23 protein-coding genes and 2 pseudogenes are annotated in these 25,683 nt (G+C 60.1%); 15 read left to right on the top strand and 10 right to left on the bottom strand.

The window, feature by feature from the left end; translation table 11 throughout:
- The first annotated feature begins 529 nt into the window (after window positions 1-529).
- The gene (gene ltrA / locus J4G43_RS42710) at window positions 530-1,831 is read left to right on the top strand and encodes a group II intron reverse transcriptase/maturase (RefSeq protein WP_208083522.1); all 1,302 of its coding nucleotides are present in this window, start codon (window positions 530-532) and stop codon (window positions 1,829-1,831) included.
- A gap of 802 nt (window positions 1,832-2,633) precedes the next feature.
- Here the strand turns inward: ltrA and J4G43_RS42705 are convergent.
- Window positions 2,634-3,188, bottom strand: coding sequence for a hypothetical protein (locus tag J4G43_RS42705; protein ID WP_225005435.1), 555 nt, complete (start codon window positions 3,186-3,188; stop codon window positions 2,634-2,636).
- A gap of 208 nt (window positions 3,189-3,396) precedes the next feature.
- Window positions 3,397-3,708: a hypothetical protein gene (locus tag J4G43_RS42700; protein WP_208088556.1), complete on the bottom strand. Its 312-nt coding sequence runs from the start codon at window positions 3,706-3,708 to the stop codon at window positions 3,397-3,399.
- Between the two features lie 41 nt (window positions 3,709-3,749).
- Between J4G43_RS42700 and J4G43_RS42695 the strand changes: the two genes are divergently transcribed.
- The 4 genes from J4G43_RS42695 (at window position 3,750) to tnpC (J4G43_RS42680) (ending at window position 6,388) form a co-directional block, all read left to right on the top strand.
- The gene (locus tag J4G43_RS42695) at window positions 3,750-4,178 is read left to right on the top strand and encodes a hypothetical protein (RefSeq protein WP_208088555.1); all 429 of its coding nucleotides are present in this window, start codon (window positions 3,750-3,752) and stop codon (window positions 4,176-4,178) included.
- 337 nt (window positions 4,179-4,515) lie between these two features.
- Window positions 4,516-4,890: an IS66-like element accessory protein TnpA gene (gene tnpA, locus J4G43_RS42690; protein WP_208088554.1), complete on the top strand. Its 375-nt coding sequence runs from the start codon at window positions 4,516-4,518 to the stop codon at window positions 4,888-4,890.
- Window positions 4,887-5,240 (top strand): IS66 family insertion sequence element accessory protein TnpB, encoded by a 354-nt coding sequence (gene tnpB / locus J4G43_RS42685; RefSeq protein ID WP_208088553.1) that lies wholly within the window; start codon window positions 4,887-4,889, stop codon window positions 5,238-5,240. The genes tnpA and tnpB overlap by 4 nt, the downstream gene beginning before the upstream one ends.
- A gap of 146 nt (window positions 5,241-5,386) precedes the next feature.
- Window positions 5,387-6,388, top strand: a complete 1,002-nt coding sequence (gene tnpC / locus J4G43_RS42680; RefSeq protein WP_225005498.1) for an IS66 family transposase — start codon at window positions 5,387-5,389, stop codon at window positions 6,386-6,388.
- Between the two features lie 89 nt (window positions 6,389-6,477).
- Here tnpC (J4G43_RS42680) and J4G43_RS42675 read toward each other — a convergent pair whose 3' ends face one another.
- Window positions 6,478-7,506 (bottom strand): IS110 family RNA-guided transposase, encoded by a 1,029-nt coding sequence (locus J4G43_RS42675; RefSeq protein WP_208088552.1) that lies wholly within the window; start codon window positions 7,504-7,506, stop codon window positions 6,478-6,480.
- 47 nt (window positions 7,507-7,553) lie between these two features.
- On the opposite strand from J4G43_RS42675, the gene tnpC (J4G43_RS42670) reads away from it, so the two are divergent.
- From tnpC (J4G43_RS42670) to J4G43_RS42645, 7 genes and pseudogenes are all read left to right on the top strand, one after another.
- Entirely contained in the window at window positions 7,554-8,219 is a 666-nt protein-coding gene (gene tnpC, locus J4G43_RS42670; RefSeq protein WP_225005434.1) for an IS66 family transposase, read from the top strand.
- A gap of 29 nt (window positions 8,220-8,248) precedes the next feature.
- Entirely contained in the window at window positions 8,249-8,839 is a 591-nt protein-coding gene (locus tag J4G43_RS42665) for a YecA/YgfB family protein (protein WP_208088551.1), read from the top strand.
- A gap of 91 nt (window positions 8,840-8,930) precedes the next feature.
- Entirely contained in the window at window positions 8,931-9,701 is a 771-nt protein-coding gene (locus J4G43_RS42660) for an outer membrane protein (RefSeq protein ID WP_208088550.1), read from the top strand.
- Between the two features lie 103 nt (window positions 9,702-9,804).
- Complete coding sequence (locus tag J4G43_RS42655) at window positions 9,805-10,869, top strand: IS630-like element ISRj1 family transposase (protein WP_026192128.1); 1,065 nt, start codon at window positions 9,805-9,807, stop codon at window positions 10,867-10,869.
- A 700-nt stretch (window positions 10,870-11,569) separates the two neighbouring features.
- A pseudogene (locus tag J4G43_RS42650) lies at window positions 11,570-12,252 on the top strand (AMP-binding protein).
- Window positions 12,234-12,362, top strand: coding sequence for an AMP-binding protein (locus J4G43_RS55440; protein ID WP_208088547.1), 129 nt, complete (start codon window positions 12,234-12,236; stop codon window positions 12,360-12,362). Before J4G43_RS42650 ends, J4G43_RS55440 begins: the two are co-directional and overlap by 19 nt.
- Window positions 12,363-12,366: 4 nt before the next feature.
- The gene (locus J4G43_RS42645; protein WP_208089631.1) at window positions 12,367-12,636 is read left to right on the top strand and encodes a hypothetical protein; all 270 of its coding nucleotides are present in this window, start codon (window positions 12,367-12,369) and stop codon (window positions 12,634-12,636) included.
- Here J4G43_RS42645 and J4G43_RS42640 read toward each other — a convergent pair.
- Together J4G43_RS42640 and J4G43_RS42635 are read right to left on the bottom strand one after the other, a co-directional pair.
- Window positions 12,591-12,952, bottom strand: a pseudogene (locus J4G43_RS42640) (IS481 family transposase); the annotation flags it as partial. The gene J4G43_RS42645 and the pseudogene J4G43_RS42640 overlap by 46 nt on opposite strands.
- 57 nt (window positions 12,953-13,009) lie before the next feature.
- The gene (locus J4G43_RS42635; protein WP_225005433.1) at window positions 13,010-15,505 is read right to left on the bottom strand and encodes a DUF5695 domain-containing protein; all 2,496 of its coding nucleotides are present in this window, start codon (window positions 15,503-15,505) and stop codon (window positions 13,010-13,012) included.
- Window positions 15,506-16,174: 669 nt separating this feature from the next.
- Here J4G43_RS42635 and J4G43_RS42630 point away from each other — a divergent pair.
- Window positions 16,175-17,518 carry an IS1380-like element ISBdi2 family transposase gene (locus J4G43_RS42630; protein WP_208084195.1) on the top strand — a complete coding sequence of 448 codons (1,344 nt, stop codon included), beginning with the start codon at window positions 16,175-16,177 and terminating at the stop codon, window positions 17,516-17,518.
- A gap of 1,749 nt (window positions 17,519-19,267) precedes the next feature.
- Here the strand turns inward: J4G43_RS42630 and J4G43_RS42625 are convergent.
- Both J4G43_RS42625 and J4G43_RS42620 read right to left on the bottom strand, forming a co-directional pair.
- Window positions 19,268-19,783 (bottom strand): hypothetical protein, encoded by a 516-nt coding sequence (locus tag J4G43_RS42625; RefSeq protein WP_228411336.1) that lies wholly within the window; start codon window positions 19,781-19,783, stop codon window positions 19,268-19,270.
- A gap of 267 nt (window positions 19,784-20,050) precedes the next feature.
- Entirely contained in the window at window positions 20,051-21,847 is a 1,797-nt protein-coding gene (locus J4G43_RS42620) for a flavin-containing monooxygenase (RefSeq protein ID WP_208088546.1), read from the bottom strand.
- A 373-nt stretch (window positions 21,848-22,220) separates the two neighbouring features.
- Here J4G43_RS42620 and J4G43_RS42615 point away from each other — a divergent pair, with 373 nt between their 5' ends.
- On the top strand, window positions 22,221-22,598 hold the full coding sequence (locus tag J4G43_RS42615) for a hypothetical protein (RefSeq protein ID WP_208088545.1): 378 nt from the start codon (window positions 22,221-22,223) through the stop codon (window positions 22,596-22,598).
- 552 nt (window positions 22,599-23,150) lie between these two features.
- Here J4G43_RS42615 and J4G43_RS42610 read toward each other — a convergent pair.
- Window positions 23,151-23,375: a PilZ domain-containing protein gene (locus tag J4G43_RS42610; protein ID WP_321576357.1), complete on the bottom strand. Its 225-nt coding sequence runs from the start codon at window positions 23,373-23,375 to the stop codon at window positions 23,151-23,153.
- Between the two features lie 255 nt (window positions 23,376-23,630).
- Here J4G43_RS42610 and J4G43_RS42605 point away from each other — a divergent pair, with 255 nt between their 5' ends.
- Window positions 23,631-23,846 carry a hypothetical protein gene (locus J4G43_RS42605; RefSeq protein ID WP_208088544.1) on the top strand — a complete coding sequence of 72 codons (216 nt, stop codon included), beginning with the start codon at window positions 23,631-23,633 and terminating at the stop codon, window positions 23,844-23,846.
- A gap of 701 nt (window positions 23,847-24,547) precedes the next feature.
- Here the strand turns inward: J4G43_RS42605 and J4G43_RS42600 are convergent.
- Both J4G43_RS42600 and J4G43_RS42595 read right to left on the bottom strand, forming a co-directional pair.
- A complete protein-coding gene (locus J4G43_RS42600) occupies window positions 24,548-24,970 on the bottom strand; it encodes a hypothetical protein (protein ID WP_080586612.1) in 423 nt (140 codons plus the stop codon).
- Window positions 24,971-25,170: 200 nt separating this feature from the next.
- Window positions 25,171-25,317 carry a hypothetical protein gene (locus J4G43_RS42595; RefSeq protein ID WP_208088543.1) on the bottom strand — a complete coding sequence of 49 codons (147 nt, stop codon included), beginning with the start codon at window positions 25,315-25,317 and terminating at the stop codon, window positions 25,171-25,173.
- Window positions 25,318-25,683: the final 366 nt, after the last annotated feature.

Below are 25,683 nucleotides of genomic sequence, written 5' to 3'. Positions count from 1 at the left end.
GAAATACTCAAAACCGGTCGTGTGTCCAGCGAAGGCTGGCATGTTCAGCAGGAGACAAACCTGCCGGGGTAGAAGTCAGAGCCCCGTAGTTTGGATAGCAGAGGTGATGGAAACTGAAACTCTGAAGCCTATCGACAAAGTCTCCCCAGGGGAGGCTACGAGTCATCGGGCCGTAATAAAAGTGAACGCGTTGTGGCCTCGAAAGTGAGTATCCCCGAGGGCCGAGCCTTCAACCGGAGGGCGAAGGCAGCATGAGCAACTGAAGACTGACCGATACGGATGTTCACCTCGGCGGGGTGGAAGCGACAGCACGGTGACAAGGACATGCTGAGCAACTGGAGAAGCCCTCCTCGTCCCGACGCGAAATCGTCGGAGCAAGGTAGGCCGTATAACCGGCGAAACCGGGAAGTCGGCCGAAGACGAGAGGGTGGCGGCCGGGTCCGGAGTAGCAATGAAGCGGAGTAATATCCGTGGAGCCAAGGGACCCTGCCATTTGCAATGTCTCCAACATAGGGAAGGCAAGGACGAGATGACAAAGGCGTCCATTGATTTGCAGGACCTGAGGCGGAGAATATACGTCAAGGCAAAGGCTGAACCGTCCTGGCGGTTCTGGGGACTATACGTCCACGTCTGCAAGATGGAGACCCTGCGCGCTGCGTATGAGATGGCCAAAGAGAACGATGGAGCACCGGGAATAGACGGTGTCACCTTCGAGGCCATTGAGACGCAAGGCGTGGAAGCTCTGCTTGAGCAGTTACGGGACGAACTGATCGGGCGCACCTACCAGCCACTTCCCGCGCGGAGGCAGGAGATACCGAAGGACGGGGGCAAAGTCCGTGTCCTCTCGATTCCGGCGATCCGCGACAGAGTGGTGCAAGGGGCGCTCAAGCTCATCCTCGAGCCTGTGTTCGAGGCTGACTTTCAACCGGGGTCGTATGGATATCGGCCCAAACGGACAGCACATGGCGCCATCAAGCGTGTGGCTGAAGCGATAGTCCAACGGAAGACGCGGATTCTCGACATTGACCTACGGGCCTACTTTGACAATGTCCGGCATGACCGGCTGTTGGAGAAAGTGGCGCGGCGGGTTGATGACGCGCATATACTGCATCTCCTAAAGATGATGCTGAAAGCCTCAGGCAAGAAGGGCGTTCCGCAGGGCGGTGTGATCTCGCCCTTGCTCAGTAATCTCTACCTCAATGAGGTGGACAGGATGCTGGAGCGAGCGCGGGAAGTCACCCGCAACGGCAAGTACACCTACGTCGAATACGCGCGATTCGCTGACGACCTGGTGGTCTTGATCGACGCCTACAAGCGTCATGACTGGCTGATTGGAGCCGTGACCAAACGACTCCGGGAGGAGTTCGCCAAGCTGCAGGTGGAAATCAATGATGAAAAGAGCCGCACAGTGGACCTTGAGCGCGGTGAGTGCTTTGGGTTCCTGGGCTTTGAGTTCCGCTACTTCCGCGGACTAAGCGGAGCGATGCGGCCGCATTACACGCCCAAGCTCAAAAAGCGGACGGCACTGGTGCGGGCGCTCAAAGAGGTGTTCCGCCGACACCGGTCGCAACCGGTTGAACGAGTGATAAACTTGATCAATCCGATGCTCCGGGGGTGGGTGAACTACTTCGCGGTGGGGCATTCCAGCGAGTGCTTCAGCTTCATCAAAGACTGGGTGGAGAAGAAGGTCAGGCGCCATCTGGCGCATGCTCAGAAACGAAAGGGCTTCGGCTGGGAACGATGGAATAGGCGGTGGCTGTACGACACTCTCGGGCTGTTCAACGCCTACAGAGTGCGACGCGACGGGCCGAAAGTCGCCCCAGCAGGATAGGTCCCATAAGCGTTGGCGTGAAGCAAATGGGAGCGCGCAGTGCGGGAAATCCGCATGCTGCGTGCGACGTGGAGGGGACTGGAAACGTGGCACGGTCGAGAGGCCTGTCGGCGCGCCAGTCTTCGACCCTACCGGAACGTCAAAGCGCGGCCGATGATCGTATGGGCTGGCAATCCCGCCTCACTCAGCCACCTCCGAAGACAGTCACACCACTCTCGGCTGCTGAGGTCGAGAAGGTCCGCACCTTCGAAGACCAAAAGCGCCGCCATGCCAGCGATCTCGCATTGCACCTCTTCATCCTGCTTTGCGAACCAGTCCCGGATTGCATGCAATGGCGTCACCGGCCGATTCACAACCGATACCCGTGCCGTGCCGGCGATGGAACGGAATCACGTTTTCCAGCGGAGGCATGCGCGGCCACGGCCTTCCTTTCTGGGTCCCACAAGACCCAGCGCTCAGCAATCCTCTTTGCCTCTTCAGGCGACCTGGTTCGCCAAAGCTCCTTGAGCGCCTTATTGACGTAGACGTCAGCTTTCAGTGACCGCATGTACGTGCTATTGCCGGCAGGCGACCGGCGTCGATGAGCCGCGCCGCGAAATTGTTCTCCGCGTTCATCTTCACGCCCTTTCTAGCGCGTCCCGTTCATCCGGCTCAATGTGATCAAACCATGAGCCCGGGGGAAATGTCGCGATACGCTTGGCAAGGAAGGATTGCGGCTCCCCACTCTTGTCCCTCGCGTTTCTCGAAGGTGATGACCCCCTTGCGGGTAAAATAGCGGGGACCTGGGATATATTGCAGTTCATCAAAAGCAGCACGAGCCACAGATCACCTTTCGTGGTCTGATTCTCGTCAACCTTCGGCAAGTAATCCACGCTAACAGGTTCAACGATCGTGCACGGCCGTGCCCGAGGAGATTGCCCAGCTTGCCTTGTGCGGTCGTCACGAAGTTGAAATTGGCCGGATCGTGCAGAAAGCCAAGATTCACGTCCTTTTCGTCGTCAGAGACTTCACCGGCAATCAATGAGAGCGCGAAGGCCCGCCAGCCCAATTCCATCGGCTTTGCATACGTCGACGCAATCTTAATCGTCCCGTTCGGCGTGACCTGGCCGCGGTGCCAAGTCCACGAAAGGAAGACATATTCAGATTGATCAATTCCTCGGGCAACGCCCCACGTTCGAGGGACGAAGTGCGCCACCTTCGCGACGTTGGCAGTAATTTGTTCTACTGTCTCGCCGTCTTGCGCTCGCCACGTCGACTTGACCTTGTCGACAAGTGGATTGTCGTCGGCACGAACACTTTTGCACGTGATGGCCCCTGCCAAGCAGACCAGCAACAGGCGGGGACGGAACCAAAGCATTCGTCGTCCAACCATTTCTTTCATAAGTCCGGGCCCATCTGTTCGTTTTCGACACGTCACTTATAAAGTGGACCAACCGCCGAATACGCCATTCGCGAGAGATAAAAGTTAGCGGCGACGTGACGCAGGTGCCTGTCGGTGTCCCGCACGAGCAGGCGCCGTCCCCCATCGATGTCACGTCCGCTAACCTCCGTGGCCAGCCACGGCCTCAACGTGCGATGGTAGCCATGCCCAAGGAGGGCGCCCCAGGCATATCGGGGGTCTGCATTCTTCGTGCCAGGCAATAGTCGACAGTTCGCACCATGTTTGTGTAGGCTTTGTCTGCTTTCCGACTTGCGTTCGTCGTGGTGTTTGCACCCAGACCTATCCACGGTATCTTCATGTCGATCGTTGTCGTCCCCGCAATCATCGACAGCGCAAGTGAATGATTTGCAGCCAATTCCGACACGGATGAAAAAGCGAGACTTACCGTCATCGGCGCCGCTTGAGTCGGCACCGTGGCAGCAATGCTGACGCCCAACCGCGGCCTCGCTGCTGGGCACATGCGACCAATGCAGTGGCTTGGCGCTCCAGCACAACCACGCTGCGCTCCTGGAGCTTAAGGGCGGCATCGGCCAGTTGTGCTTGGCACGCGGCCGCAACGATGCGAAGCCGTTCTTCAGGGCGAAGCGCCTGGATGCCGGCATCGAGGAGGACCTCGGCTTCGAGCAGGCGGATGATACGGTCGCGCGTCCGGACCTCTGCACGCGCAATTGCCCGTATCAGCCTCCCGTCCATCAGCTCGTCTTCACTATTGATGATTGGAGGCCCGCGCTTCCAGGCAGTCGCGTCGGGTCTCAAGTGGAGGATGGGCCTGAGCATCTGCCTGACGGGCTGGCTCATAAACGGCCTTACCATCCAACCGAAGGCGCCTACCGCAAAGACGCCCACCGCGAAGACGCGAGTGCGGTCCAAATAGCCATTTGCATTTTGAGCATCTCTTCGCGTTGAGACGGTTCAATATGCTCATTTTAGCTCAGTATCGCCCAAGACGGGACCGCGACGTTTCCCTACCGGAATTGGTGGGCATCCTAAATGAACGTGCTCGCTCAGCATGCTGCTGGACTCACAACGTCTTGCACCTTAGTCAGCTACTGACCCTGATAGTTGATTGATAGTAACCGGCATGAGGCCCCCACCTAGCCACCCCTCGGCTTGCGCGCGATACAGCCTGGCATGAGCTGATCGGTGGAGGTGGAACGATGGCAAATGCCATGCTTGATGCCAGGCAGGAAGATGACTCCTATCGTCGCGTCGAAGTGATCACTGGGGAGCGCCGACGGCGTCGGTGGACGGCGAGGAGAAGGCCCGGATCGTGGCGGAGAGCTTTGGGGAGGGTGCGAACATCTCCGAGGTTGCGCGGCGCAACGGCGTTTCGCGGGGGCTGCTTACGGTGTGGCGACGCCAAGTTGCGGCGGCGGTGGTGGGCAAGGCGCCGAACTTCGTGCCAATCCAAATTGGTGCCGAGAGCGGTAGCGGGACAGCCGGCGAGCCCGAGCGTATTTCGCGGCTACAGACGAAGCCTTTGGAGATCGCCGCGCCGCCGGCCAAGGTTTGCGGAGTTGTCGAGATCGAGGTGAACGGGGCGCGCATCCGGGTCGAGCCGGGCGTGGAGCTGGCGACGCTGTCGACCGTGCTGGCGGCGCTTCGGGGCATCCGGTGATTGCGCTACGCTCTGACCTCAAGGTGGTGCTGGCGACACAGCCGGTCGATTTCCGCAAGTCGGTGCATACGCTGTCGGCATTGGTGAGCGAAGCGCTGCGTGTGAACCCGTATTGTGGCGACGTCTTCGTGTTCCGCAGCAAACGCATGGACAGGGTGAAGCTTCTGGCGTGGGACGGCAGCGGCATGGTGCTGGTGACGAAGTGGTTGCACCAGGGGCACTTCACTTGGCCGCCGATCCGCGACGGCGTGGTGCATCTCAGTGCGACGCAGCTCGCGATGCTGCTCGACGGACTCGAGTGGACGCGCGTCTCACCCAAGCCTGTGAAGCAGCCGGCCGTTGTCGGCTGAGAGGAGAGGATTTCGCTGGAGCCTGTGGCGCGCGGATGTATGGTCCGTTCATGGCGATTCGCCCGGACGTTCTCCCGACTGATCCAGCCGCTCTAACCGAGATGGTGCTCGCGCTTGACGCCGAGAACGAGAAGCTGCGTGTTGCGATGCAGACGCTCAAGGAGATGATCTTCGGGAAGCGCTCGGAACGGCTTGCCACGCTCGTGGCCGAGCAACTTGCGCTTGAGCTTGACGATCTTGAGACCAGTGTCACGCCGCCTGCAGCTGCCAACGACGATGTGCCTGCGGCGAAGCCGGCCGATAAGCCGCGCAAGAAGGCGCGCCGCAACATCGGCGCGTTGCCCAAGCATCTGCCGCGCTGTGAGCAGGTCCTGGAGCCGGAGGTGACGGCCTGCCCGTGCTGCCAAGGCCAGCTTCACAAGATCGGCGAGGACGTCAGCGAGGTGTTGGACGTGATCCCGGCGATCCTGCGCGTGCTGCGCACGATCCGTCCCAAATACGGCTGCCGCGGCTGCACTGATGGCGTAGTCCAGGCGAAAGTGCTGCCGCGCCTGATTGAAGGCGGCATGGCGTCGACGGCCCTCGTGACCCACGTGGTGGTCTCGAAGTTCGCCTGGTATTTGCCGCTGTACCGGCAGGTTCAGATCCTGGCCGGCCAGGGCATCCATCTTGACCGCGCGACGCTCGCCGGTTGGGTCAAACGTGCCGCCTGGTGGCTCAGGAGCCTTTATGAGCTGCAGCTGCGGATGATTCAGGCCGCGCCGCGCGTGTTCTGCGATGAGACGCCGATGCCGGTGCTCGATCCCGGACGACATCGCCCCCGCATCTGCCAGTTCTGGGCGCATGCTATGGATGACCAGCCATGGGGTGGCCCCTCGCCGCCGGCGGTTGCCTACGTATTCGCCGACGGCCGTGGCACCAAGGAGATCGCCGGACAGTTGACGGGCTTTTCCGGCATTCTGCAGGTGGACGTGTGTGGACGCCCCACTAAATGCAAGCAAAATTTAACTTCGGAACAGGCATGTGGTCGGGTGCTGACGTGTGTCCGGCCTCGTGATGCGACCTCGACACGTCGCGGGCCCTTATGGAATGCGTGGATTGGATCCAATTCGGCTATGCGTGCTCTCTGGCACTCATCCACCTGTTGATTCTTCCAATCCCAGTCCCTGACCGATTGCCCATAATCCTCCGTTAGACCTTACCACATTCCCGACGTCTCTCGGCTTCTGGCCCTGCGTTACGCAGCGCCAGACGCTGGAGCTTGATAAGCGCCACCGCGGACCATCAAGGCCCAAGCGATACGCGCCAATTTGTTCGCTAGAGCGACCGCGATCAGCTTTGGTGGCTTCTTCAAGAGCATTCTCGCGAGCCAGGATCCTGCTGGCGGTCCATATCGTCTTGCCCATCGCACCACGGCGGTGGCACCAAGCACGAGGAGCCGTCGGAGATCTCGCCGGCCCATCCTGGAGATTTTGCCAAGCCTGTCCTTGCCTCCGGAAGAATTCTGTTTGGGCGTGAGACCAATCCAGGCCGCAAAATCACGCCCCTTGGAAAAGGTCTCCGCCGAGGGCGCCAAGGCCTCTATCGCTGTGGCGCAGATTGCCCCGATCCCCGGAATGGTCATTAAGCGAGAGGCCACCTCGTCCTGTCTCGCGCGCACTCGCAGTCCCTTCTCAAGCTCTGCAATCTGCTCCGACAGGGATTCCACGTGCTTCAAGAGAGTCTGGCAAAGGCCACGAGCGAGATCGGGCAGGTCCGGATATATTGTCAGGAGCTCATGCAATCGGGGGATATGTCTGACGCCCTGAGCCACGATCAAGCCGTATTCCGCAAGATGTCCGCGCAAAGCGTTGATCGCCTGTGTACGCTGTCGAACCAAGAGATCACGAACCTTGAATGCCATGGAAGAGGCTTGCTTCTCGGCGCTCTTGACGCCGACAAAGCGCATCGTTGGTCGAGACGCGGCTTCGGCGATCGCTTCCGCATCCGCGGCATCGTTCTTCTGACGCTTAACGAAGGGCTTCACGTAGGAGGGATGGATCAGCCGGACCTCGTGCCCAAATTTACCAATCTCCCGTCCCCAATAGTGGGCGCTGGCGCAGGCCTCCATTGCGACCACACACCTTGGCAACTTGGCGAAAAACTCGAGCAATCTGCTGCGGTTGAGCTTTTTACGCAGGATCATCCTTCCGTCCTGCCCCGCGCCGTGGACCTGAAACACGTTCTTGGCCAAATCTAAACCGATGATGCTAACCTCGTCGTCCATGGACGTCCTCCTTACCGGGTTTCAACACCCGCACTTTGGCACAATCGATGCCGTCGGGGGGCGTCCACTCCATCGGTTATGCCGCCTACAAGGCGCTGGCACGCGGTCATGGCGGCGCGATCCAGCTCGCCTTTTGTCTCGCCCATGCCCGACGCAAATTCGTCGAGGTGTACAAGACCACCCAGTCGCCATTCGCGCGCGAGGTGATTGAACGGCTGCAGGCGGTCTATGCGATCGAGGCAGTGATCCGCGGCAGTAGTGCCGAGCAGCGGCTGGCCGCCCGCCGCACCAGGAGCGCACCCTTGATGGCGGCGCTCAATGCGCGACTGACCGAGATCGTCGGCCAGCTGTTCTCCCAATCGAAGCTGACAGAGGCGATCAACTATGCGCTCAATCACTGGGACGGACTGACGCTGTTTCTCCGCGACGGCCGCGTCGAGGTCGACTCCAACACAGTCGAGCGTTCCATGCGCCCGATTGCCATGGGAAGACGCAACTCCTTGTTCAGCGGCAGCGAAGGCGGCGCCGAGAGCTGGGCCATCCTGGCGTCGATCGTGAACACCGCAAAGCTCCATGAGCTCGATCCGCAGGCCTATCTGACCGACGTGCTGGAGCGCATCGTCTCCGGGCGAACCAAGAGCCATCAACTGCACGAGTTGCTTGCCTGGCACTGGAAGGCGGCGCGCCAGCGCACCGCACAGGCCGCTGCGTGAGCCCACGTCGCCATAAAGCATCGTCATCGATGGCCGTCGCCGCGATGCCACTTGCGGAACTCCAGCGATGGCTGCAGGCTCGCGTCGATCAGCATCCTGCCGCCACCAATCTCTCCATGCTCGACGGCTACGTCGCCGCAATCGTGGCCGGACCGGTGTCGATGAGCCCACTCGACTGGATCTGCCCGCTGCTCGCCATCGATGCCGATGCCTTCAACCACGGCGGCACCCCGGAGTTTGCAGCCATATCGGCCGTCGCGCTGCGCCACAATGACATCAGCAACACCCTCTCGACCGCACCCGACAGCTTCGCGCCGATGCACCGGCGCAAACCCAGTGGAGACGTCGATCCGCGACCATGGTGCCAAGGCTTCTATGCCGCGATGCGGCTCAAGCTATCGGCGTGGGCGCCGTTGCTGGACGCCAGCAACGTCAATCGCGGCCTACTTCTGCCCATCCTGCTGCACTGTCGCGACGATCAGGGCCGTCCGCTGCTTGGACCACCACGAAGCGGTCGCGAGACCAAGAACTTTCTGCGTAACGCCCACGCCGACATTCCGGCGGCGGTCGAGGCCTTGCGGCAATACTGGATGCCGATCCGCTACGCCCGCGCTCGCTGATCACCGCGCACGTGGGAGCTCATACCGGTTACGATTGATAAGGCGGGCGCATGGCAATCGTGCCCCGTAAACCATTGGGGAGTCGACTCGTATGAAGAACGTCCTGATGGGCGCAGTGGCGCTTATCGCGCTGACCGCTCCTGCCTCTTCCGCAGATCTGCCCGCGCGGCCTTACTCGAAAGCGCCTCCAATAGTCATTCCGATCTTTGATTGGACCGGCTTCTACATCGGCATCAACGGCGGCGGTGGCTCAGCGCATCAGTGCTGGGACGTGATCAACGCCGCCGGCTTGGTCTTCAGTCCACCCCGTGGCATGGGTTGCCATAATGCGACCGGAGGGACGTTCGGCGGCCAAATCGGCTACCGCTGGCAAATAGCCAACTCGGTGTTCGGCTTGGAGGCGCAGGGCAACTGGGCCGGTTTCAGAGGCTCCAACGCCAACCTCGCTTTCGTCGGCGTCCAGGATGGAACCAAGATCGACGCCTTCGGCCTGTTCACGGGCCAGGTCGGCTACGCTTGGAATAACGTGCTGCTCTACGTGAAAGGTGGCGCTGCGGTCGTCCGCGACAAATACCGGGTCTTTGATTTCGCAACGGGGCTGAACGTCGATAACGGCAGCGAAACTCGCTGGGGCGGCGCCGTAGGCATGGGCCTTGAATTTGATTTCGCTCCGAACTGGTCTTTAGGCCTTGAGTACGATCACTTGTTCATGGGTCATCGGGATGTGGACTTCTTCTTTTCAACCGGATTCGTGGGGCCGGCGGGCGGTCGTGCTGGGACCGCGCGTATTGGTCAGGACGTTGATATCGGTTTGGTCCGCGTGAACTACCGCTGGGGTGGCGCGGGAGCTGCGAGATATTGAGTCGCCAGGACCGAACGAATTCATTGGTCCCGATCTACAGCGCCGACAGCATATCACCTAGTACCCACTTTTCTTGGAACGTGAGTCGTGATTCAAGGTCGGGATGATACCCGAAGCAAGAGAAGTCCACCTTTCGAGGAAAGATCGCAAGGTGCTTGAGGCGTGCTGTCGCTCACCGGTGACGTTGCAGCGCGATTTGAAGCGGGCGCGGATAGTTCTGTTGGCGGCGGATGGGCGCAGCACCCGGTCGATCGCCAAGGAAGTTGGGGTCCAGCCGCGGATTGTCAGCCTTTGGCGGCATCGCTATGCCGACCATGGCCTTGAAGGGCTGCAAGACAAGCCGCGGCCTGGCAAGCAGCCGATCTATACGAAGACGACCGACAAGCGGATTCTGAAGCTGCTGGATAAGCCGCCACCGCAAGGGTTTGCGCGCTGGACCGGCCCCCTGCTGGCCGAGGCGCTGGGCGATGTCGATGTCCAATATGTCTGGCGGTTCCTGCGCAGCCACAAGATTGACCTGGTGGCTCGCAAGTCCTGGTGCGAGAGCAACGACCCGAACTTTACGGCCAAAGCCGCCGATGTTGTCGGCCTCTATGTCGCGCCGCCGGCGAAGGCCATTGTGCTGTGCGTGGACGAGAAGCCCTCGATCCAGGCTTTGGAGCGAGCGCAGGGTTATCTGAAGTTGCCCAATGGCCGCGCCTTAACCGGCCAAAGCCACGATTACAAGCGGCATGGCACCACAACATTGTTTGCGGCGCTCGAAGTCGCCACCGGAAAGATCATCGCGACCCATTCAAAACGCCGGCGCCGCGTCGAGTTTCTCGATTTCATGAACAGCGTCACCGCGGCTTTTCCGAACCGCAAGCTTCACGTCATCCTCGACAACCTCAACACCCATAAAAAGAACGAGGACTGGCTCAAGGCCCACCCCAACGTGCAATTTCATTTCACGCCGACAAGTGCGTCATGGCTCAATCAGGTCGAAGTATGGTTTTCCATCTTGCAGGGGCAGTCGCTCAGCGGCACCTCCTTCACGAGCCTCAAGCAGCTTCAGGAACACATCGATGCCTACGTGAACGCATACAACGACAGAGCCGAGCCCTTCGTCTGGACCAAGAAAAAGGTCCGTCAACGCCGTTTCAAAGGCCGCCGTATCACTCAGCTCTGATTCCGGGTACTAGTACCCACTTTCCTTGGATCGTGAGTCGTGATTCAAGATATGGATGATACTCGGAGCAAGAGAAGTGCACCTTTCGAGGAAAGTTCGCAAGGTGCTTGAGGCGTGTTGTCGCTCGCCGGTGACGTTGATAGCGCGATGCAAGCCGCTTGCACGGCGTGCACCTTGTAAATGGTCGCAACTATGGCCCAGGAAGTGGCCGTCACGTGCGCCTGTGTTTCAGCTATCTTCCAATATCTCTCATAGAGCAGGGGCTGGAGCGCTTAAGTCACTTGCATGCTAACATCTAGACGCGCGTGGTATATTTCAGCAGAGTTTTCCGATCTGGGACGGCGTCGCACGTCCAGCTCCTAGCGCCGACACTTCTGAAGGGAGCGAGCTCGCGAGGACACAACAAGTTGCTGTCCTGCTTTGTTGCCGGCCGGCAAGGTAGCCTTGGTGCGCCCCTAACCGACCTGCCCGTCACTCGTCCGAAGCTGCGAAGAAATGTTCGAGCTTATAAGGGGTGCTTCGTTCCCATGCACTAGCATTACAGATGCAATTTGTGCCTGATGTACCGATTGATCGGGGCGTTCCAGTTGGGCGACAAAGCTGGGTTATGACCGACTGAGCTGTGCGCCTGGTCCTCGTAGGTGACGAGAATGAGGGACGGTTTGAGATTGCGATTCCTATTTTGGCCATTGACCTTATCATGGCTGGAACAGGGTGTAGGACCGATCGTGGCCTGGCATTGACCGCCGATGCTCCGGCTTACGTGATGTACACCTCCGGGTCGACCGACCTTCCGAAGGCGGTGGTTGTACCTCATCGTGCTGTCAACCGCCTCGTCATCAACAACGGCTATGCGGAGTTTACCTCGAGTGATTGCGTGGCCTGGGTAGGCAATCCCGCCTTTAGTATCAATACGCTGGAAGATTGGCCAGCACTGCTGCACGGCTCCAGCCTAATTGTGATTCCACACAAGCTGTGCTGCAGCCGGAGGTGATGCGCGCTCTGGTTCGGCGGCACCGCATCACCGTCCTGCATTTGACCGCCGGGTTGTTCAGCCAGAGCGTTGATGAGTTAGGCCCGGTGCTGGCGAGTTTGCGATCTCTCCTATTTAGTGGTGGCCCGGTTGATGTGGCGGCCGTGGCGCGGGTTTTGAGCCAAAGCCGACCGCAACATCTCTTGCACTGCTACGGTTCAACCGAGACGTCGACCTTTGCGGCGGTCTGCGAGATCGCCGCCATTGATCAGACGGCCCGCTGACTCCCGATCGGCCGTCCGATCGCGAACACGCGGATCTATCTGCTGGACGGTCATGGCGCGCCCGTTCCGTTTGGCGCGGTCGGGGAGCTCTACGTCGGCGGGGCGGGGTGGCGCGCGGCTATCTGAACCGGCCCGAGCTGATCGCGGAGCGGTTCATCGCCAGTCCCTTTGTGGACGGCGACCGGCTGTACCGCACCGGCGATCTGGCGCGCTATCTGCGAGGACGGCAATCTTGAGTTTTTGGGCCGCAACGACGACCAGGTGAAGATCCGCGGCTTCCGCATCGAGCCCGGCGAGATCGCGGCGCGATTTGCCGAGCACCCGTTCGTGCGCGAGGCGGTGGTGGTGGCGCACGAGGGCCCTGGCGGCGAGCAGCGTCTTGTCGCCTATGTGGTGTGCGCCCCGGAAGCAGCTTCGAACGGGCTGGATGGGAGCGAGCTTGCAGGCGCCGTTGCGTTTGATGCCTTGCCATCTTCCACGTCTGGCAGCCGCGAGATGTTGTGGCGCTGAAGACATCGATGAAGCGGTGAGCGGGTCAGATGCGGGATCGGGGCCTGAAGAGCGTAGAGACGTCATCGAGCGGAAACAGCGTATACTTGCGAAATGCCACGATGATGGCTTCGTCCTCCACTGATAGAAAGGTGGACTTAGGCTCCTTGGGTCCTGTCTTCAGGTCACTGACGGAGCCGCGCCTTTTCCGCTTGGCGACCATCTTGGGATTGATCCCTTAGCGCTTAGCCAGCGCTCTTAAGCTCTCTTGACTATTTTGTATTGCTCGACGGACCGCCTCCGTCGTGGTGGCGCGGCCGTGTAAAATTTGTCCCATGGCGCTTCCTTCGAATCGTGCGATAAGGATGCACCATCAAAGCCCGGGACTAAACATCTAGCGAACCTGAACCCGCGGTAAGCGCGCCGCAGGCAAGCGGACGACGAGCTGGCTGTCCGTGATGTCGATGACTTCCTTGCGCTTTCTCCCGTCATCGTACCGCAATTCGAACGACACTCCCGATCCAGATGGGGCAAAGGGCTCAGGCGTAAGGCTGATCCACCCCGCCCCCAAATTCAGAATGATCGGTCGATCCGCCCGGAATCGCGCGTCGAGCAGCACCAAGTCCAATCGAAGAGACTGGAGCCGCACGTTGAGCCGTCGCCGCACGCCATCACGTGGCCAGATACGCAGGGTGTGAGCGAACGTCTCCATGATGCCACCGTGACAAACCTGCCCAAAGATGGGATCGTCGGCAACGATCGTCGCAGCAGCGCGGACCGCCCCACAAAATCCCAGGTCGATCTCGCACGAGTAATACCACGTTCCACGGTGATGCGGCTGACCGAGCCATGTGGTGCCGCTCGGCGCCGGCTCGAAGCCGCCACCGGCCGCGCCGTCATTCTCCTCGCCCGGATACCAATAGCCATGACCCGCCGACGCAGGGCCGCTGTTCAGCAAAGCCCACGCGCTGAGTTGTGAGGCATAGCCGAGACGAAGGAGCGGATGCGGGTCGTCTGCATCGTTCAGCGCATGATCAAGCAGCGCCCAGCCACCCATCTGCGCCATGTAAGTCAGCGTATAGGCGTCGCCCGCAGTGTGGCGATAATCGCTGCCCAGATAGTAATAAGCAGGTTCCAGCCAGCCACGGCAGAACAGATTTGCAGCGATCTGACGCTCCGAGAAGGCACGCGCCGCCGCCTTCGAAACCCCCATGGCGACAGGGTCGTCAAGGGCCGAGCGCGCCAGTGCCTGCGTTGATTCGAAGGCTGTGGAATCGAACGGATATTCAGACTTGAACAGGTCCGCCTTCGGATCGACGAAGGCGCGCACCTTACGCGCCCAGTGCGCCTCCAACGTCGCCGCCTCGCGCGTCAAGCCCGCCGTCGTGAGCGCCGAAACCAGTTCGGGGATCACACATTCGTTGTAGAAGCCGGTGCGGTAGGCAGACCACATCACCACGCGCATCGGCACCGTGAACATGGCCAGCGCCGTACCGTAGGCGCGTACCAAATAATCTCGTGCGCTCTGGCGGGTGGGTATCGCGGGATGGTCACGCGCGATGCGGTGCATGGCCAAATACATCGCGAAGATGTGCGGATAGTCATAAGGCCGCCAGATATGCAGGCGACCCTTCGGGCCGGGATCGCTGCTTTCCCTGTTCTGCTTCCAATCGGGTATGCCGTAGAGGCCGTAGGCGTATGCCTCCTGTGTGGTACGTTGCAGCCCGCCCCAGACGAACGTGTCTATATACCGATCCAGCGCCGCCACTTCCGCCACATCAGGATGCTCGGCATTCTTGGTCGCGAGGTAAGCGGGCTTGCTCAGCCCGGGATCATCACACGTCACCTCGTAGATGCGCCAACCCTTGATCCGGTCGTAATTGTCCGGGCCAAGCAGGACCTGCGTCTCCATATTCCACTCGCCAAACAAACCGTCGTACCATTTGGACGGGTCACGATGCTGCCGCTTCACGATGAAGGTTGCGCGCTTCTTCATCATCGTCTCGACGGGCTCGGTAGCGAAGAATTCAAGAAATGTCTGGCGCGCACCCGGCTGGTGCAGGGTCAGCCGGTTCTCGCCCAATCGCGAAAAGCGAACCCGCCACAGGCGCCTGCCAGCCCGATCCGGCAACCGTTGCACCACCGTGTCGCCGGTAAATTCCGCTTCGATTCGCTCCACCGGAATGGAGGACGCGAGCGCGATGTCGACATGCAGGTCATTGGGAACCGTCATGCCCGGCATCACTTCCACGTCCACCAGACCGGCGTCCGCGATAGCCCTGCGCGCCGCCTCGTAATTGGCAACCCATTGGAAGCGGAGACGGTAACGCCGTTGCTCGGCCGGCGACAGGGACAGGGAATGCGTCGGCTGTCGCCAGCGAATCCCCGCCGCCACTGCCTCGCCGGCGGCCGCTCCGCCCAAGATGTAGGCGCACCACGTCCCACTGGCTTCGGCCGAATCCTTGTGGACATCCCAATATTCCAGTGACGTGTCCGCTTCCGGTAAGAGCATGAGGAAGGGGCCGGTGCTGTTGCCGCGAATCCAGAAGATGTGCGATCCATGCCCCGAGACGAAGCTGTGCTTCAAAACAGCCACCGATGCCGGTTGCCCTGCCGGAAATTCGGTGTTCATCGGCATGGGAAAATAGAGGTCGCCAACCTCCACGCTCGCCATGCCGTCGTTCCGCAGCATGATCTCCCACGTCAATCCAGCCTCGTCGACTGCGAGGCGGGTCGTGAGAAGGACGCCGGCATCGCGGGCTGCTAGTTCAAGGGCCGCGCTATGCATCGGCTTCGTTGCATCAACGCCGGTTCGAAGCGTATGCCACTCGTGATCCGGCACGCCGAACTCTAGCGTGAGCCGTCCCCAGCACGGCTCCAGGCAGAACATAATCCGTGTCATAAGCATCGTTACGATAACGCAACGAGGTAATGCCGTCTTGTGTGCAGCCAACGACGAAGGGAGAGTCGGCCGCCTTCAACACCATGGCATCCTTGCGCTGCGGCTGATTGGGTGTAGGCACCGTAACGCCCCCGAACAACGCGCTACCCAAGAAGCTACTGCCCAACAGCATCGTACGACGCGTATACGTCCAGGCTTTAGCCCGTCTTATTCGCGAGAGGGCGCCTGAGAGGCTGGCGAGCGTGGTGTAAAGCGCTGATGCGGCGTAGGATTCGGTTGCGAAGCCACCCCATCACCTTCAACCGCGAACGCCACGCCCGCCATGACCGATGATACGATTTCAGACCACTATCGAGAAGCAAGAATTCAACACAAATAAAACCTCTGCCTCGCGCTCGATCTCTTCATGCTTGATAGTCTCGTTTCGGAGGCTGATCACCTACCGCGTCTAATAGGCCGCTCGCGCCGGTTTCTTTGGACGCGGCACGACCGCGACTCCACGTTTCGGCACAGAAATGATCGGGAGTCACTCAATCTTTCTTCAACTTAACCCGTCTTATTCGTAAGAGTGCGCCTGAGGGGTAAAGCGCTGATGCGGCGTAGGATTCGGTTGCGAAGCCAACCCCATCACCTCCAACCGCGAACGCCACGCCCGCCATGACCGACGATACGATTCCGCCCTTCTCGTTTCCAGCCGTTCACGCCAAGAAAGTCACAGCTGCCTTCGATGGTGGGCGCCTAACCTCGAACGGGGGCGTGATGCTTCTGGCGATGGCCGAGCGGCGTCTCGGTTTGGCCAACAATCTGGCCCGGGTGTTCCCGGATCGGCGCGATCCGACGCGGGTCGTGCACAGCCTGGTCGATATGCTCCGCGCTCGCATGTTCGCGATCTGCTGCGGCTACGAGGACGCCGACGACCTCGATCATCTGAGGTCCGATCCGGCATTCAAACTGGCCTGCGGACGGCTGCCGGACACGGGCCGGGATTTGTGTTCCCAGCCGACGCTGTCGCGGCTGGAGAATGCTCCGCGCCTGCGCGACGTGATCCGACTGACCTACATTTTGGTCGACGCATGGATGGATAGCTACCCCCACGAGCCGGCATCCGTCACGCTCGACATCGATGATACCTGCGACGTCGTCCACGGCCATCAGCAGCTCTCGCTGTTCAACGCTCATTATGATGAACGCTGCTTTCTGCCGATCCACGTCTACGACACGGAGAAGAGCCGGCCCGTGGCCGTCGTGCTGCGGCCCGGCAAGACGCCGGGCGGCGTCGAGGTGCGTGCCCATCTGCGCCGCCTGGTACGGCATATCCGGACGCGATGGCACAACACGCAAATTACGTTCCGTGGCGACGGGCACTATGCCCGGCCGGAGGCCATGGCGTGGTGCGAGACCAACGGCATCGACTACATCTTCGGTCTGTCCGGCACCAAGCCTCTCGCCAGAAAAGTCGACGAGGTCGCCGACGACATCCGCACGCGACGCGCCATCGAGAACCTGCCGGTTCTGCGTGGCTATACCGAGACGCGCCACAAGGCAAAGTCCTGGGATCGCGAACGGCGCACTGTCGCCCGTATTGAGGCGACGATGCTCGGCCTCGACATCCGCTTCGTCGTCACCAGCCTCGATGTCGGCTCGGCCGAGTGGATCTACGACAGCCTGTATTGCGCGCGCGGCCAAGCCGAGAATCTGATCAAGCTGCATAAGACGCAGCTCGCCTCCGATCGCACCAGCTGCCGTTCGGCGCTCGCCAACCAGGTCCGTCTCGTGCTCCATACGGCCGCTTATTGGCTGATGCTGACCGTGCGCGACGCCATTCCCAAAGCCCGGGAATTGGCCGCTGCCGAGTTCGCGACGCTGCGTCTTCGGCTCTTGAAAATCGCCGCCCGTGTCGTCGAGACCACGAGCCGCATTCGCCTTGCGTTTGCCGCGGCATGTCCCGAAGCCGACCTGATCTGCGGCTTGCCCGGCGCGCTGCTGCCGCTCGGTCCTTGACCGGCGGGGCGTCCGCCCCCGTTCGCCCAACCCATCCCTCAAGCGCGTTGCAAAGTACCGGTCGTCAGGCGGCGAAAAGCCGAAGGCAATCCTGTGCGCCTCGTCAGACAAGATGTGCGGCCGCATCAATCGGGCCCAAAAGCCGCACTCTCACGAATAGGACGGGTTAGACATGCCTTTGATCTTCGTCATCAACCGTATCCGGTATCGCTCCATACGGATGATCAAGGCGTGCCGTTTCCCGCCGTAAACGTCAACGCGACAAAGCGACATACGTTCTCAAGTACCCAGCGTTCGGTTGCCACCGCTTCGTCACCATCGGTCCTCACGGTGCACTTGGACACCAGACCTTGCACGCAAGGAGGCCAAGCGGCTTTTCCGGTCTACGACAAAGCCACGGCGCGCCTGAGGCGTCCATATAAGGACCATGATGCCAGCTTCAACCCAATCACGCTGAAGCCACCAACGACGTCGATTATCCAATCCCCCTAGGCGATCGTCTTGCCATCCGCGCTCGTGCGGTCTCCCTTGGCACTTTTGCTGGCGCTCTGCTCAGCACATCAGGGCTTCAGAACACGTTTGCTTTCGCGGCGATCGCCGCCCTTTATGCCCTGGGCACGATTTGGCTCTACAGCTTTCGCGGCGAGATGCTGGGCCGGAAACCCACGCAGGACGGCGTTGACCTCGGGCAGCAGTTGAGGAGATTCCCTCACGGGCCTAGAATCACGAAGCTGCGCAACAGCAAGCGCATCCGTGCATGCCGACCTTACACAGTCCCGCGGCTCGCACCATGAGTCTTGCTCGCCGGAAGCGCATCGCCGAAGTATAGAGTATGACGTTACGGTTTTTTCTTCGCCGAGCGTCCTGTGCCAATCGCGTCGTTGGCACCAATCCGCTCCTTTCACGTCACGCAGTACTCCAAATGTCTTGCGGCCAGCCTTTCGTCTCGGCACATTGACGGGCCCGGCAGCCTACACTGCTCAAACTGAGCTCCTCCTGCCCGCCTCCACCTGGTTTGTGGTTCCGATACTGAGTCATGTGGTGGTGTGGCTGATCGAGAGCGGTAAGCAAGTAAGCACTGCGCGAGCGGCGTCTGGAGGCGCTTGAGCGCTACCGGGTGATCCTGGATATCTTTCCGAAAGCCGCAAAACTCCAGTTTCCGGCCTTCTACGGATGGTTGCCATTGCCCCAGGAGTGGTCCGCAGATCAATTTGCCGCCGCCCGCGGTCGCAGCATACTTGTGACCCCACGCATTGCGGCCGCGGTTGGGAAGGGCGACTCCGGCGCAAGCCGCATTTGCCTGGGGGCGCCTAGAATTGTCGTCGCGCTGTCTGATGTGCGCCAGACTCTACGGGATATCCTGGCTCGGCACGCAATAACGTTGTTTCTGTCGCCTGACCTGGGATCCCGTCGGCCAGAGGAAAGACTTACGCTATGCAGCCCGTCGCGGAATCCTACTTTCGATCAAACGAAAGAATCGGTGTTGCGAGCCCCCGCAGCCACTGACTCTTGCGTGACCGGCGACGGCACTCCGGAATAGGCGCCGCTGGCGTCCCGAGTTCCATTTCGCAGCGGTCGGGTGTTGCGCCTCCCCGATTTGAACCTGCTCGCCGACCATTTAGCCGACGGATTTCGCACGAACAGCGGTTCTTGGCGGACTGTCGAGGTCCGACCATCCGAGTTAGGCTGCTCTCCGGTGAGAAAACAAGGCCTCCGAAATAGTGGGTCTCGCGATGTAGCGGTCTCCCGCTACCATCTTTCCCCACACCCCTTTGACTTGGTTTGGGAAAGCTTTTCCCCCAACAGGGCGTTTAACCGGCCTAATATCTCCACCGTTACGCCACCGATGCGTGATGGATCTCGGAACACGGTGACAGTGTCGATCAGGTCTCTGATGGCTTCGGCGGCCTCTCCGTCGCCCGAACTGATACCCTTCGTTAGCGCCTCCTCGAGCCGGCCCAGCCGTTCTTCATATCGTTTGAGAATAGTTGGATGCAGCGCGACCTCTTTTGCGGCCGGCGGTTCACTCCGCAACTCTTCAGATATTCGCTCGCGTTCGGCGCCGAGGGCGGTCGATCGCGGACCGAGAATGGATCGATCGCCGTGCCCTTTTGCGATCGCATCCACCAGTCTTTCGATTTCTCGATTCAACTGTCTAAGCTGTTGTTCGAGGCGCTGCCTTTTTCCATTCGATGTGATCGCGAGGCGCTTTCGCTCTTCGAGATAAGTACGCACGTACTCCGCAATAACTTTCGGCGCGCTCAATTCAGCCCGCAAACCACTGAGAACTGCGCTCTCAACCGTGTCTAAATAGAAGGTCCAATTCCACTGGCGAGGGGAATTCTCTCAGAACCGGTGACCTCCCTGTCACCAGCTTCGATGACGCCCGGAGAGTGCGAAGGCACTTGGCCTAACCATTCCCGAGCGCTTTCTGCTGCGCGCTGACAAGGCGGCCATTGCGCTGGTGAGTGCGGAGACCCGGAAATGGCATGGGGCTCGCAACCCGCGAGCCCCACTGTGCGCTCGGCAATTTCAGGCCTTGTGATGGACAGTCTGCAGGCCGTAGACCGGCGTCGGGATGCTCTCGTAGCGCGCCTTCAGCTGCAGGGAAAGGAATTGCGAGTAATGTCGCGACTGATGCAGATTGCCGCCGTGGAACCATAGGCCTTCCTGCTGCGTCGGCTTCCACATGTTGCGCTGCTCACCTTCCCATGGGCCGGGGTCCTTTGTCGTATTCGAGCCGAGGCCCCAGACCTTGCCGACTTTGTCGGCCATTTCCGGACTCATGAGATCGGCGACAAAGCCGTTCATCGAGCTGTAGCCGGTGGCATAGACGATCACGTCCGCCGGCAATTCCTTGCCGTTGTCGAGCCTGACGCCGTTGGGCGTGATTTCCTCGACCTGTCCAGCGAACAGTTTTATCTTTCCGTCAATGATAAGCTGAGAGGCGCCGACGTCGATGTAATAGCCCGAGCCGCGGCGCAGATATTTCATGAATAGCCCGGAATCGTCGTCACCGAAGTCGAGCCTGAAGCCGGCCTTCTCCAGGCCGGCATAGAAAGCGGCGTCATCCTGGCGGATCTTGTCGTAGACCGGCTTCTGAAACTGATTCAATATCCGGTAGGGCAGTGAAGCGAAGATCAGATCGGCCTTGGCCGTCGTCGTTCCGCCGAGGACGGCGCGTTCGGAATAAAGATCGCTGATGCTCTCCATCAGCGAATCCGAGCGCACGATGTGGGTCGTCGAGCGCTGCACCATCGTTACGTCGATGCCGGCCTCGTACAGCGCAGCGCAGATGTCATGGGCCGAATTGTTCGAGCCGATCACCACCACCTTCTTGCCTTTGTAGCCGCCGGAGCCGGGATGGCGTGAGGAATGGTGTTGCTCGCCCTTGAACGTTTCCATGCCTTTGATTTTCGGCATGTTCGGCTTGGCCGACATGCCGGTCGAGAACACAAGCTGCCTGGGCCGCAGAGCAATCTCCTTGCCATCGCGTTCGACGATGACGGTCCATTCCTTCTTGGTGTCGTCCCAACTGGCGCGTTTGGCCGTGGTGTTCGTCCAGTAGTTCAGCTCCATGACCTTGGTGTACATTTCCAGCCAATCGCCGATTTTGTCCTTGGGCGAGAACACAGGCCAGTTCTTGGGGAAATCGATGTAGGGCAAGTGATCGTACCAGACGGGGTCGTGCAGGCAGAGCGACTTGTAGCGGTTGCGCCAGGAATCGCCGGCGCGTGCGTTCTTTTCGACGATGATCGTCGGCACACCGAGTTGGCGCAGCCGGGCCCCGAGCGCAATGCCTCCCTGTCCGCCGCCGATGACAAGCACGTAGGGCTGGCTCTTGAAACCAAGTTGCTCGACTTCCTCGTCACGCAGTTCCTTCCAGGTCTTGGCGCCGGGATTGACGCCATGCCTGGCGCCGAGCGGTCGGCTGAAGCCAGCCTTTTCCTCATGGGCCTTCAGTTCGGCCATGGTTGTCAAGAGCGTCCAGATCTGACCGTTCTGCAGGCGGATGAGTCCATATCCGCGCGCGACCTCGGTCTCGAACGTGATCCAAGATTCGGTCATGCCGCCGGCCTCGGTTGGCGTTTCACCCTCGGCGATTTTCCAGCTGCGCGGCTTCACATGCGCGAGGCAATGCGCGAGCATGTCGCGGACCTGATCGCGGCCTTCCATGGTCTTGATGTTCCAGGTGAAGGTAACGAGGTCGCGCCAGTAGCATTCCGGAGCGAACATCCCTACGGCGGCGTCGAGATCGCCCGCCGCAAGCGCGGCTTCAAACTTGTCGAGGAAAACCTGGACGCGCGCGCTAAGCGTGGTGTCGAGCATCACTTCCTCCCGGATGTCGTTTGCAATTGTTCTGCGCAGGCCGCACGACCTTACTCCAACCATCGCGGGAATCCAGACTCGCGCGGCAGGGTTCCCGGTCGGCTTCGGCGTCTCTCAGCGCTCGCCTGCAACAACGCCGCTTTGCCCACCGGCGATCGGGTAGACTAAGAGCTCCATTTGCTGCGGTGCATGCGTCCGGAATTGGCCCGCAGGCTCCTGTAACGGAGGGGCAGGGCATGTCCGCTCTACCCCGGACAGCTCACGACCGCCATGATCCGGCGGACTGCAACCCGATGCCAGTCCCCCACTGAAATCAACGAAACTACTGCTCACCGATTCGCGCTAAGGTGCGGCATGATCCGGGAGATCAACGATGCGATTGTCTAGCCTTGCCACTCTGGCACTTGTCGCGGGGGCTTCCAGCCCAACTTATGTTTCTATCGTCCTGGCGGCTTCGGAATGTTCCAGATCAATGGAATTGGCGGATTGGGGCGAGAACTCGACCGGCGACATCAGCGTCGCGTCTGGGGACAGTTGCATCTTCCCGATCACGTTGCGCGGCGCGGCGAGTAGCTCGGAAATCTCGCAAAAGCCAGCACACGGCAAACTGAAGAAGCTCGACGTTGCGACTTACGAGTACAGGACGAAGGCGAGATACAAAGGAAGTGACACCTTTGCCATCAAAGCAACCGGCAAGGGGCCGAAGGTTTCTGGCACATCGGTCATCACAGTGCACGCGACGATCAAGTAGGCGGGTCGAGCATTGGCGTGACGCCGAGTTGATGCGCGTCGCGTGAGGGCAGGGAGCAACAAGCGTGCCTCAACCCGTCCGAGACGCTCCCAGAACAGCACCCGGTGGCGGATCCTGATCAGGGCCTGGTTGAGAACGTAAGCCAACAGCATCGGCGGAAGTGATTTGAAGGCAGGATCCGGAGTGGCCTCAATGCGATTGCGGTCTCGCGCGGGGATGCTCCATCCGCAACTCCGCGAGCTGCTTAAGCGGGTTGGGCCCAGACGCAAACTTGGTTTTGCCGGTATTGCAGCTAAGCTGCTCTCCGCTATGCCCAGAAAGACCCAGCCTCGGAGAGTTGGTTTTCGTTTAGCCAGAGGAGTGCCTGACGAAGACTCAATGGGACCAGTCGCTCCCTACCAAGAGGCGGTGGGGCTCCATCTGTTAGATAGAGCATAAAGCCATCTTTGCTTCGGAAAAGTGCTTCTTTTGCCTCACAACATTCAAGGGACTCTACGTCAAGAGTAGGCAAGCTGCGCTGGACGATCAGCTCCATGTTTTGCAGCATGGCGCTCACGACGCAGACTTCCTCTTATCGTGGATGAAATGCAAGCCAGCGGCTGGTCCATCCAACCAGACCAACTGAGAGCCACGAAATGCGAGGCCCGTTGACGATAGAACTAGGAAGAACTCTCGCGAGGTTAGGACGTCAGTCGAGCCCTCAACCTCTAGCTTTGCCCCCGTTGCCGAAATGTCTTTGAGAACGCAGACTCGGCTCCAAGTGCCAACCACAGCCATCAAGTTGACGGCGTGCTGATGGGCAAATTGAACACGGTCCGATTTTCTTCGACCAAAGGCCATGCGCGGCAAAAAAAATAGAAGTATGAAATATCTGACGTAGAGCGTGTGCCCCAATGATTAACAAGAGTTAGCGATTCGCGCTTTGCAGCTCGACTAATCGCTAACGAAAATTGGCGAACTTCAGTGAGACAGTGCGTGCCGCCAAAAACGGTCGGAGCCATCGCATCCTCTGGCGGAGCCAGGAGGCGAACGATGCGATCAGTCATTGCCATTGTTGTAACGGTGGGGGCGTCCTCGCCGGTGCTCGCCCTGACGCAGGGGGAGATTGAGGCCAAGCTACGTGCCGCGGGCTATTCGCAGATTCAGGAGGTCCCGAGCGGCAAGATCAAGACCTACCGAGCAATCAAGGAGGGTACGGAGCGGTCGCTCGTCGTCGACAGCACCGGCCACATCAAGGAGCTTCGGTAGCGCTCTCGCTGGGTGGCCAGTGTTCGGTCAGGGACGCTGCCGAATACTCGCGCCAGGCGGCCCGCCTACCGTTTGTATCGGTTCACCTGCCGCACGGTCCAGCGGCGGGTGTGGCCTAGCGAGGCCTACCGTTCCGGGAGGTGCGTCGTTGCTGGCCGTACGAGTATCGAGGCGCTCTGACATGATTGCCGATCCAATGGCGATGGCCAGAGCGATAGCAGATAGGACTAAAGCTGCTCGATTCGGGTCCATCATTAGACCTCCGCGAAACGGCTCCATAGTGCCGGGATAACGCCGATCTGGTGATTTGGTTCTTAGGTTCGCCCACAAAGGTATCTGAACAACACTCGCGCAATTGCGTGTTGGTCGGATAGCGAGGCACAACGATAACGATTGATCGAAAGTCGGAAGCGGTTTTGTGGGTCGACCGCGCAACAGTGTTGCACCGATTTGGAGTTCAGCGATGAGAAACGTACCGCATCCAACAATCACGACCCGTCGCTCGCTGCGTCTTTCGACCGCTGCCCTTCTCGTTACGACGGCTGACGCGCCCCCGGACGGTCATCTTCGGAGAGCGGGGAATATACGAGGGAGTACATCGCCGTTACGAGGCCATCGCGCGCCTTCTCGCCCCACTGACCAACCGTAGGGCTGAGGAGGTCGATCCGTCTTAGACCGAACCGATCTAAGATTCCGCCGTCTTAAGCCGATCGTTTGCGATGGTTCTTGCGGTGTTTGCCTTGGGGGCGCCCGTGCGATCGCTCCAGTACTTTCGGCAGAGAAGCCGCCGCTGGAGGAGCTATTGGCGAGGCTTGCTCGACCTCAACCGGCTCGGCTGGGTCGGGGGGCCGTATGGCCGGCGTTGCACCCAAGGCAGCCTCCTCGAGTTTGGCAAGGAAGTCGCGTCCTTGGTTCGTGATAGTCCATGCGCCGCGTTCACGAGTGATGAGTCCTTGGCTGAACGCATCAAGATCCGGCGCAAGTTCAGCGAGACGCTTCATACGCAACGTCCATTCAGGGCCGCTCGTATAGAAAACCGCGAGATGCAGCTTGATAAGCTCAAGGTTTCCCCGGCCGTCTGGCTGCCCTGCCAAAATCTTCAATATGGAAAGCTGAAAACTCACGCGCGCCACTCGAACGCAACGACTCAATCCTTACAATCTATCGGTTCTGGCCAACGGCTCATAGATCGGCCGTCAAGCTTCTCGCGGAGATGCTTGCTCGGTAAGCCTAACCGCCAAGGTTAATCGTGCCTGGAGGGTCAAAGGCAGACTTCGACAAGATGAAGCGCTTGTAACGGAACCGATCCAGGTGGCTCCTTCCGTTACCGAAACACATCCGCCGATTCGTTAGACCATAACTCCATCACCGCCAGCTTTTCCAGCATGAAGTACCGGCGCTTGCCGGTATCGCTGGCGCGGTCCAGATCGGATCTGTGATCGCCTGGCATTTCATGAGCGATCATGAGCAAGGCGGTGCTTTAAGCAAAGTAGGTTTGGTCTAAATTACCGACGCAATACTCCGACGCCGTGGCGCGATCGCGCCCGACGCATTCGAACCGTCGTGCCACGGGTCGAAGTTACATCCGAGTTGCCGTTGGTCTTGCCAGATAGATGCGCGATGCCCGCTCAAAAAAACAGTACCAAGATTGTCGATTTTGGCTGTACCACCGCGCGATGTCATGGCGCTCGCGAGTAGGGCGGGATTGTAGGGGCGAACATGCAGCATGTGTCATTTGAATGCGGGTGCGGATGAAGCTTGCGCCGCCGCGCATGTTCAACGAGCGGTCACTCGTGGTTCTCACGATCGTGATTGGAATGACGAACGCCTATAAGCG

Source organism: Bradyrhizobium barranii subsp. barranii, assembly GCF_017565645.3.
In the GTDB taxonomy this organism is placed as follows: domain Bacteria; phylum Pseudomonadota; class Alphaproteobacteria; order Rhizobiales; family Xanthobacteraceae; genus Bradyrhizobium; species Bradyrhizobium barranii.
This window is presented reverse-complemented; position numbering and strand designations above follow the sequence as displayed.

Bases quoted from the DNA above. Each gene is read 5' to 3' on its own strand.
- J4G43_RS42675 (WP_208088552.1), bottom strand. From the start codon at position 7,506: ATGGACGACGAGGTTAGCATCATCGGTTTAGATTTGGCCAAGAACGTG.
- J4G43_RS42660 (WP_208088550.1), top strand. From the start codon at position 8,931: ATGAAGAACGTCCTGATGGGCGCAGTGGCGCTTATCGCGCTGACCGCT.
- J4G43_RS42635 (WP_225005433.1), bottom strand. From the start codon at position 15,505: ATGTTCTGCCTGGAGCCGTGCTGGGGACGGCTCACGCTAGAGTTCGGC.
- J4G43_RS42655 (WP_026192128.1), top strand. From the start codon at position 9,805: ATGATACCCGAAGCAAGAGAAGTCCACCTTTCGAGGAAAGATCGCAAG.
- J4G43_RS42665 (WP_208088551.1), top strand. From the start codon at position 8,249: ATGGCCGTCGCCGCGATGCCACTTGCGGAACTCCAGCGATGGCTGCAG.
- J4G43_RS42705 (WP_225005435.1), bottom strand. From the start codon at position 3,188: ATGCTTTGGTTCCGTCCCCGCCTGTTGCTGGTCTGCTTGGCAGGGGCC.
- J4G43_RS42620 (WP_208088546.1), bottom strand. From the start codon at position 21,847: ATGCTCGACACCACGCTTAGCGCGCGCGTCCAGGTTTTCCTCGACAAG.
- J4G43_RS42615 (WP_208088545.1), top strand. From the start codon at position 22,221: ATGCGATTGTCTAGCCTTGCCACTCTGGCACTTGTCGCGGGGGCTTCC.
- ltrA (WP_208083522.1), top strand. From the start codon at position 530: ATGACAAAGGCGTCCATTGATTTGCAGGACCTGAGGCGGAGAATATAC.
- tnpC (WP_225005498.1), top strand. From the start codon at position 5,387: ATGCAGACGCTCAAGGAGATGATCTTCGGGAAGCGCTCGGAACGGCTT.
- tnpC (WP_225005434.1), top strand. From the start codon at position 7,554: ATGCCGTCGGGGGGCGTCCACTCCATCGGTTATGCCGCCTACAAGGCG.
- J4G43_RS42630 (WP_208084195.1), top strand. From the start codon at position 16,175: ATGACCGACGATACGATTCCGCCCTTCTCGTTTCCAGCCGTTCACGCC.
- J4G43_RS42605 (WP_208088544.1), top strand. From the start codon at position 23,631: ATGCGATCAGTCATTGCCATTGTTGTAACGGTGGGGGCGTCCTCGCCG.
- J4G43_RS42610 (WP_321576357.1), bottom strand. From the start codon at position 23,375: ATGGCTGTGGTTGGCACTTGGAGCCGAGTCTGCGTTCTCAAAGACATT.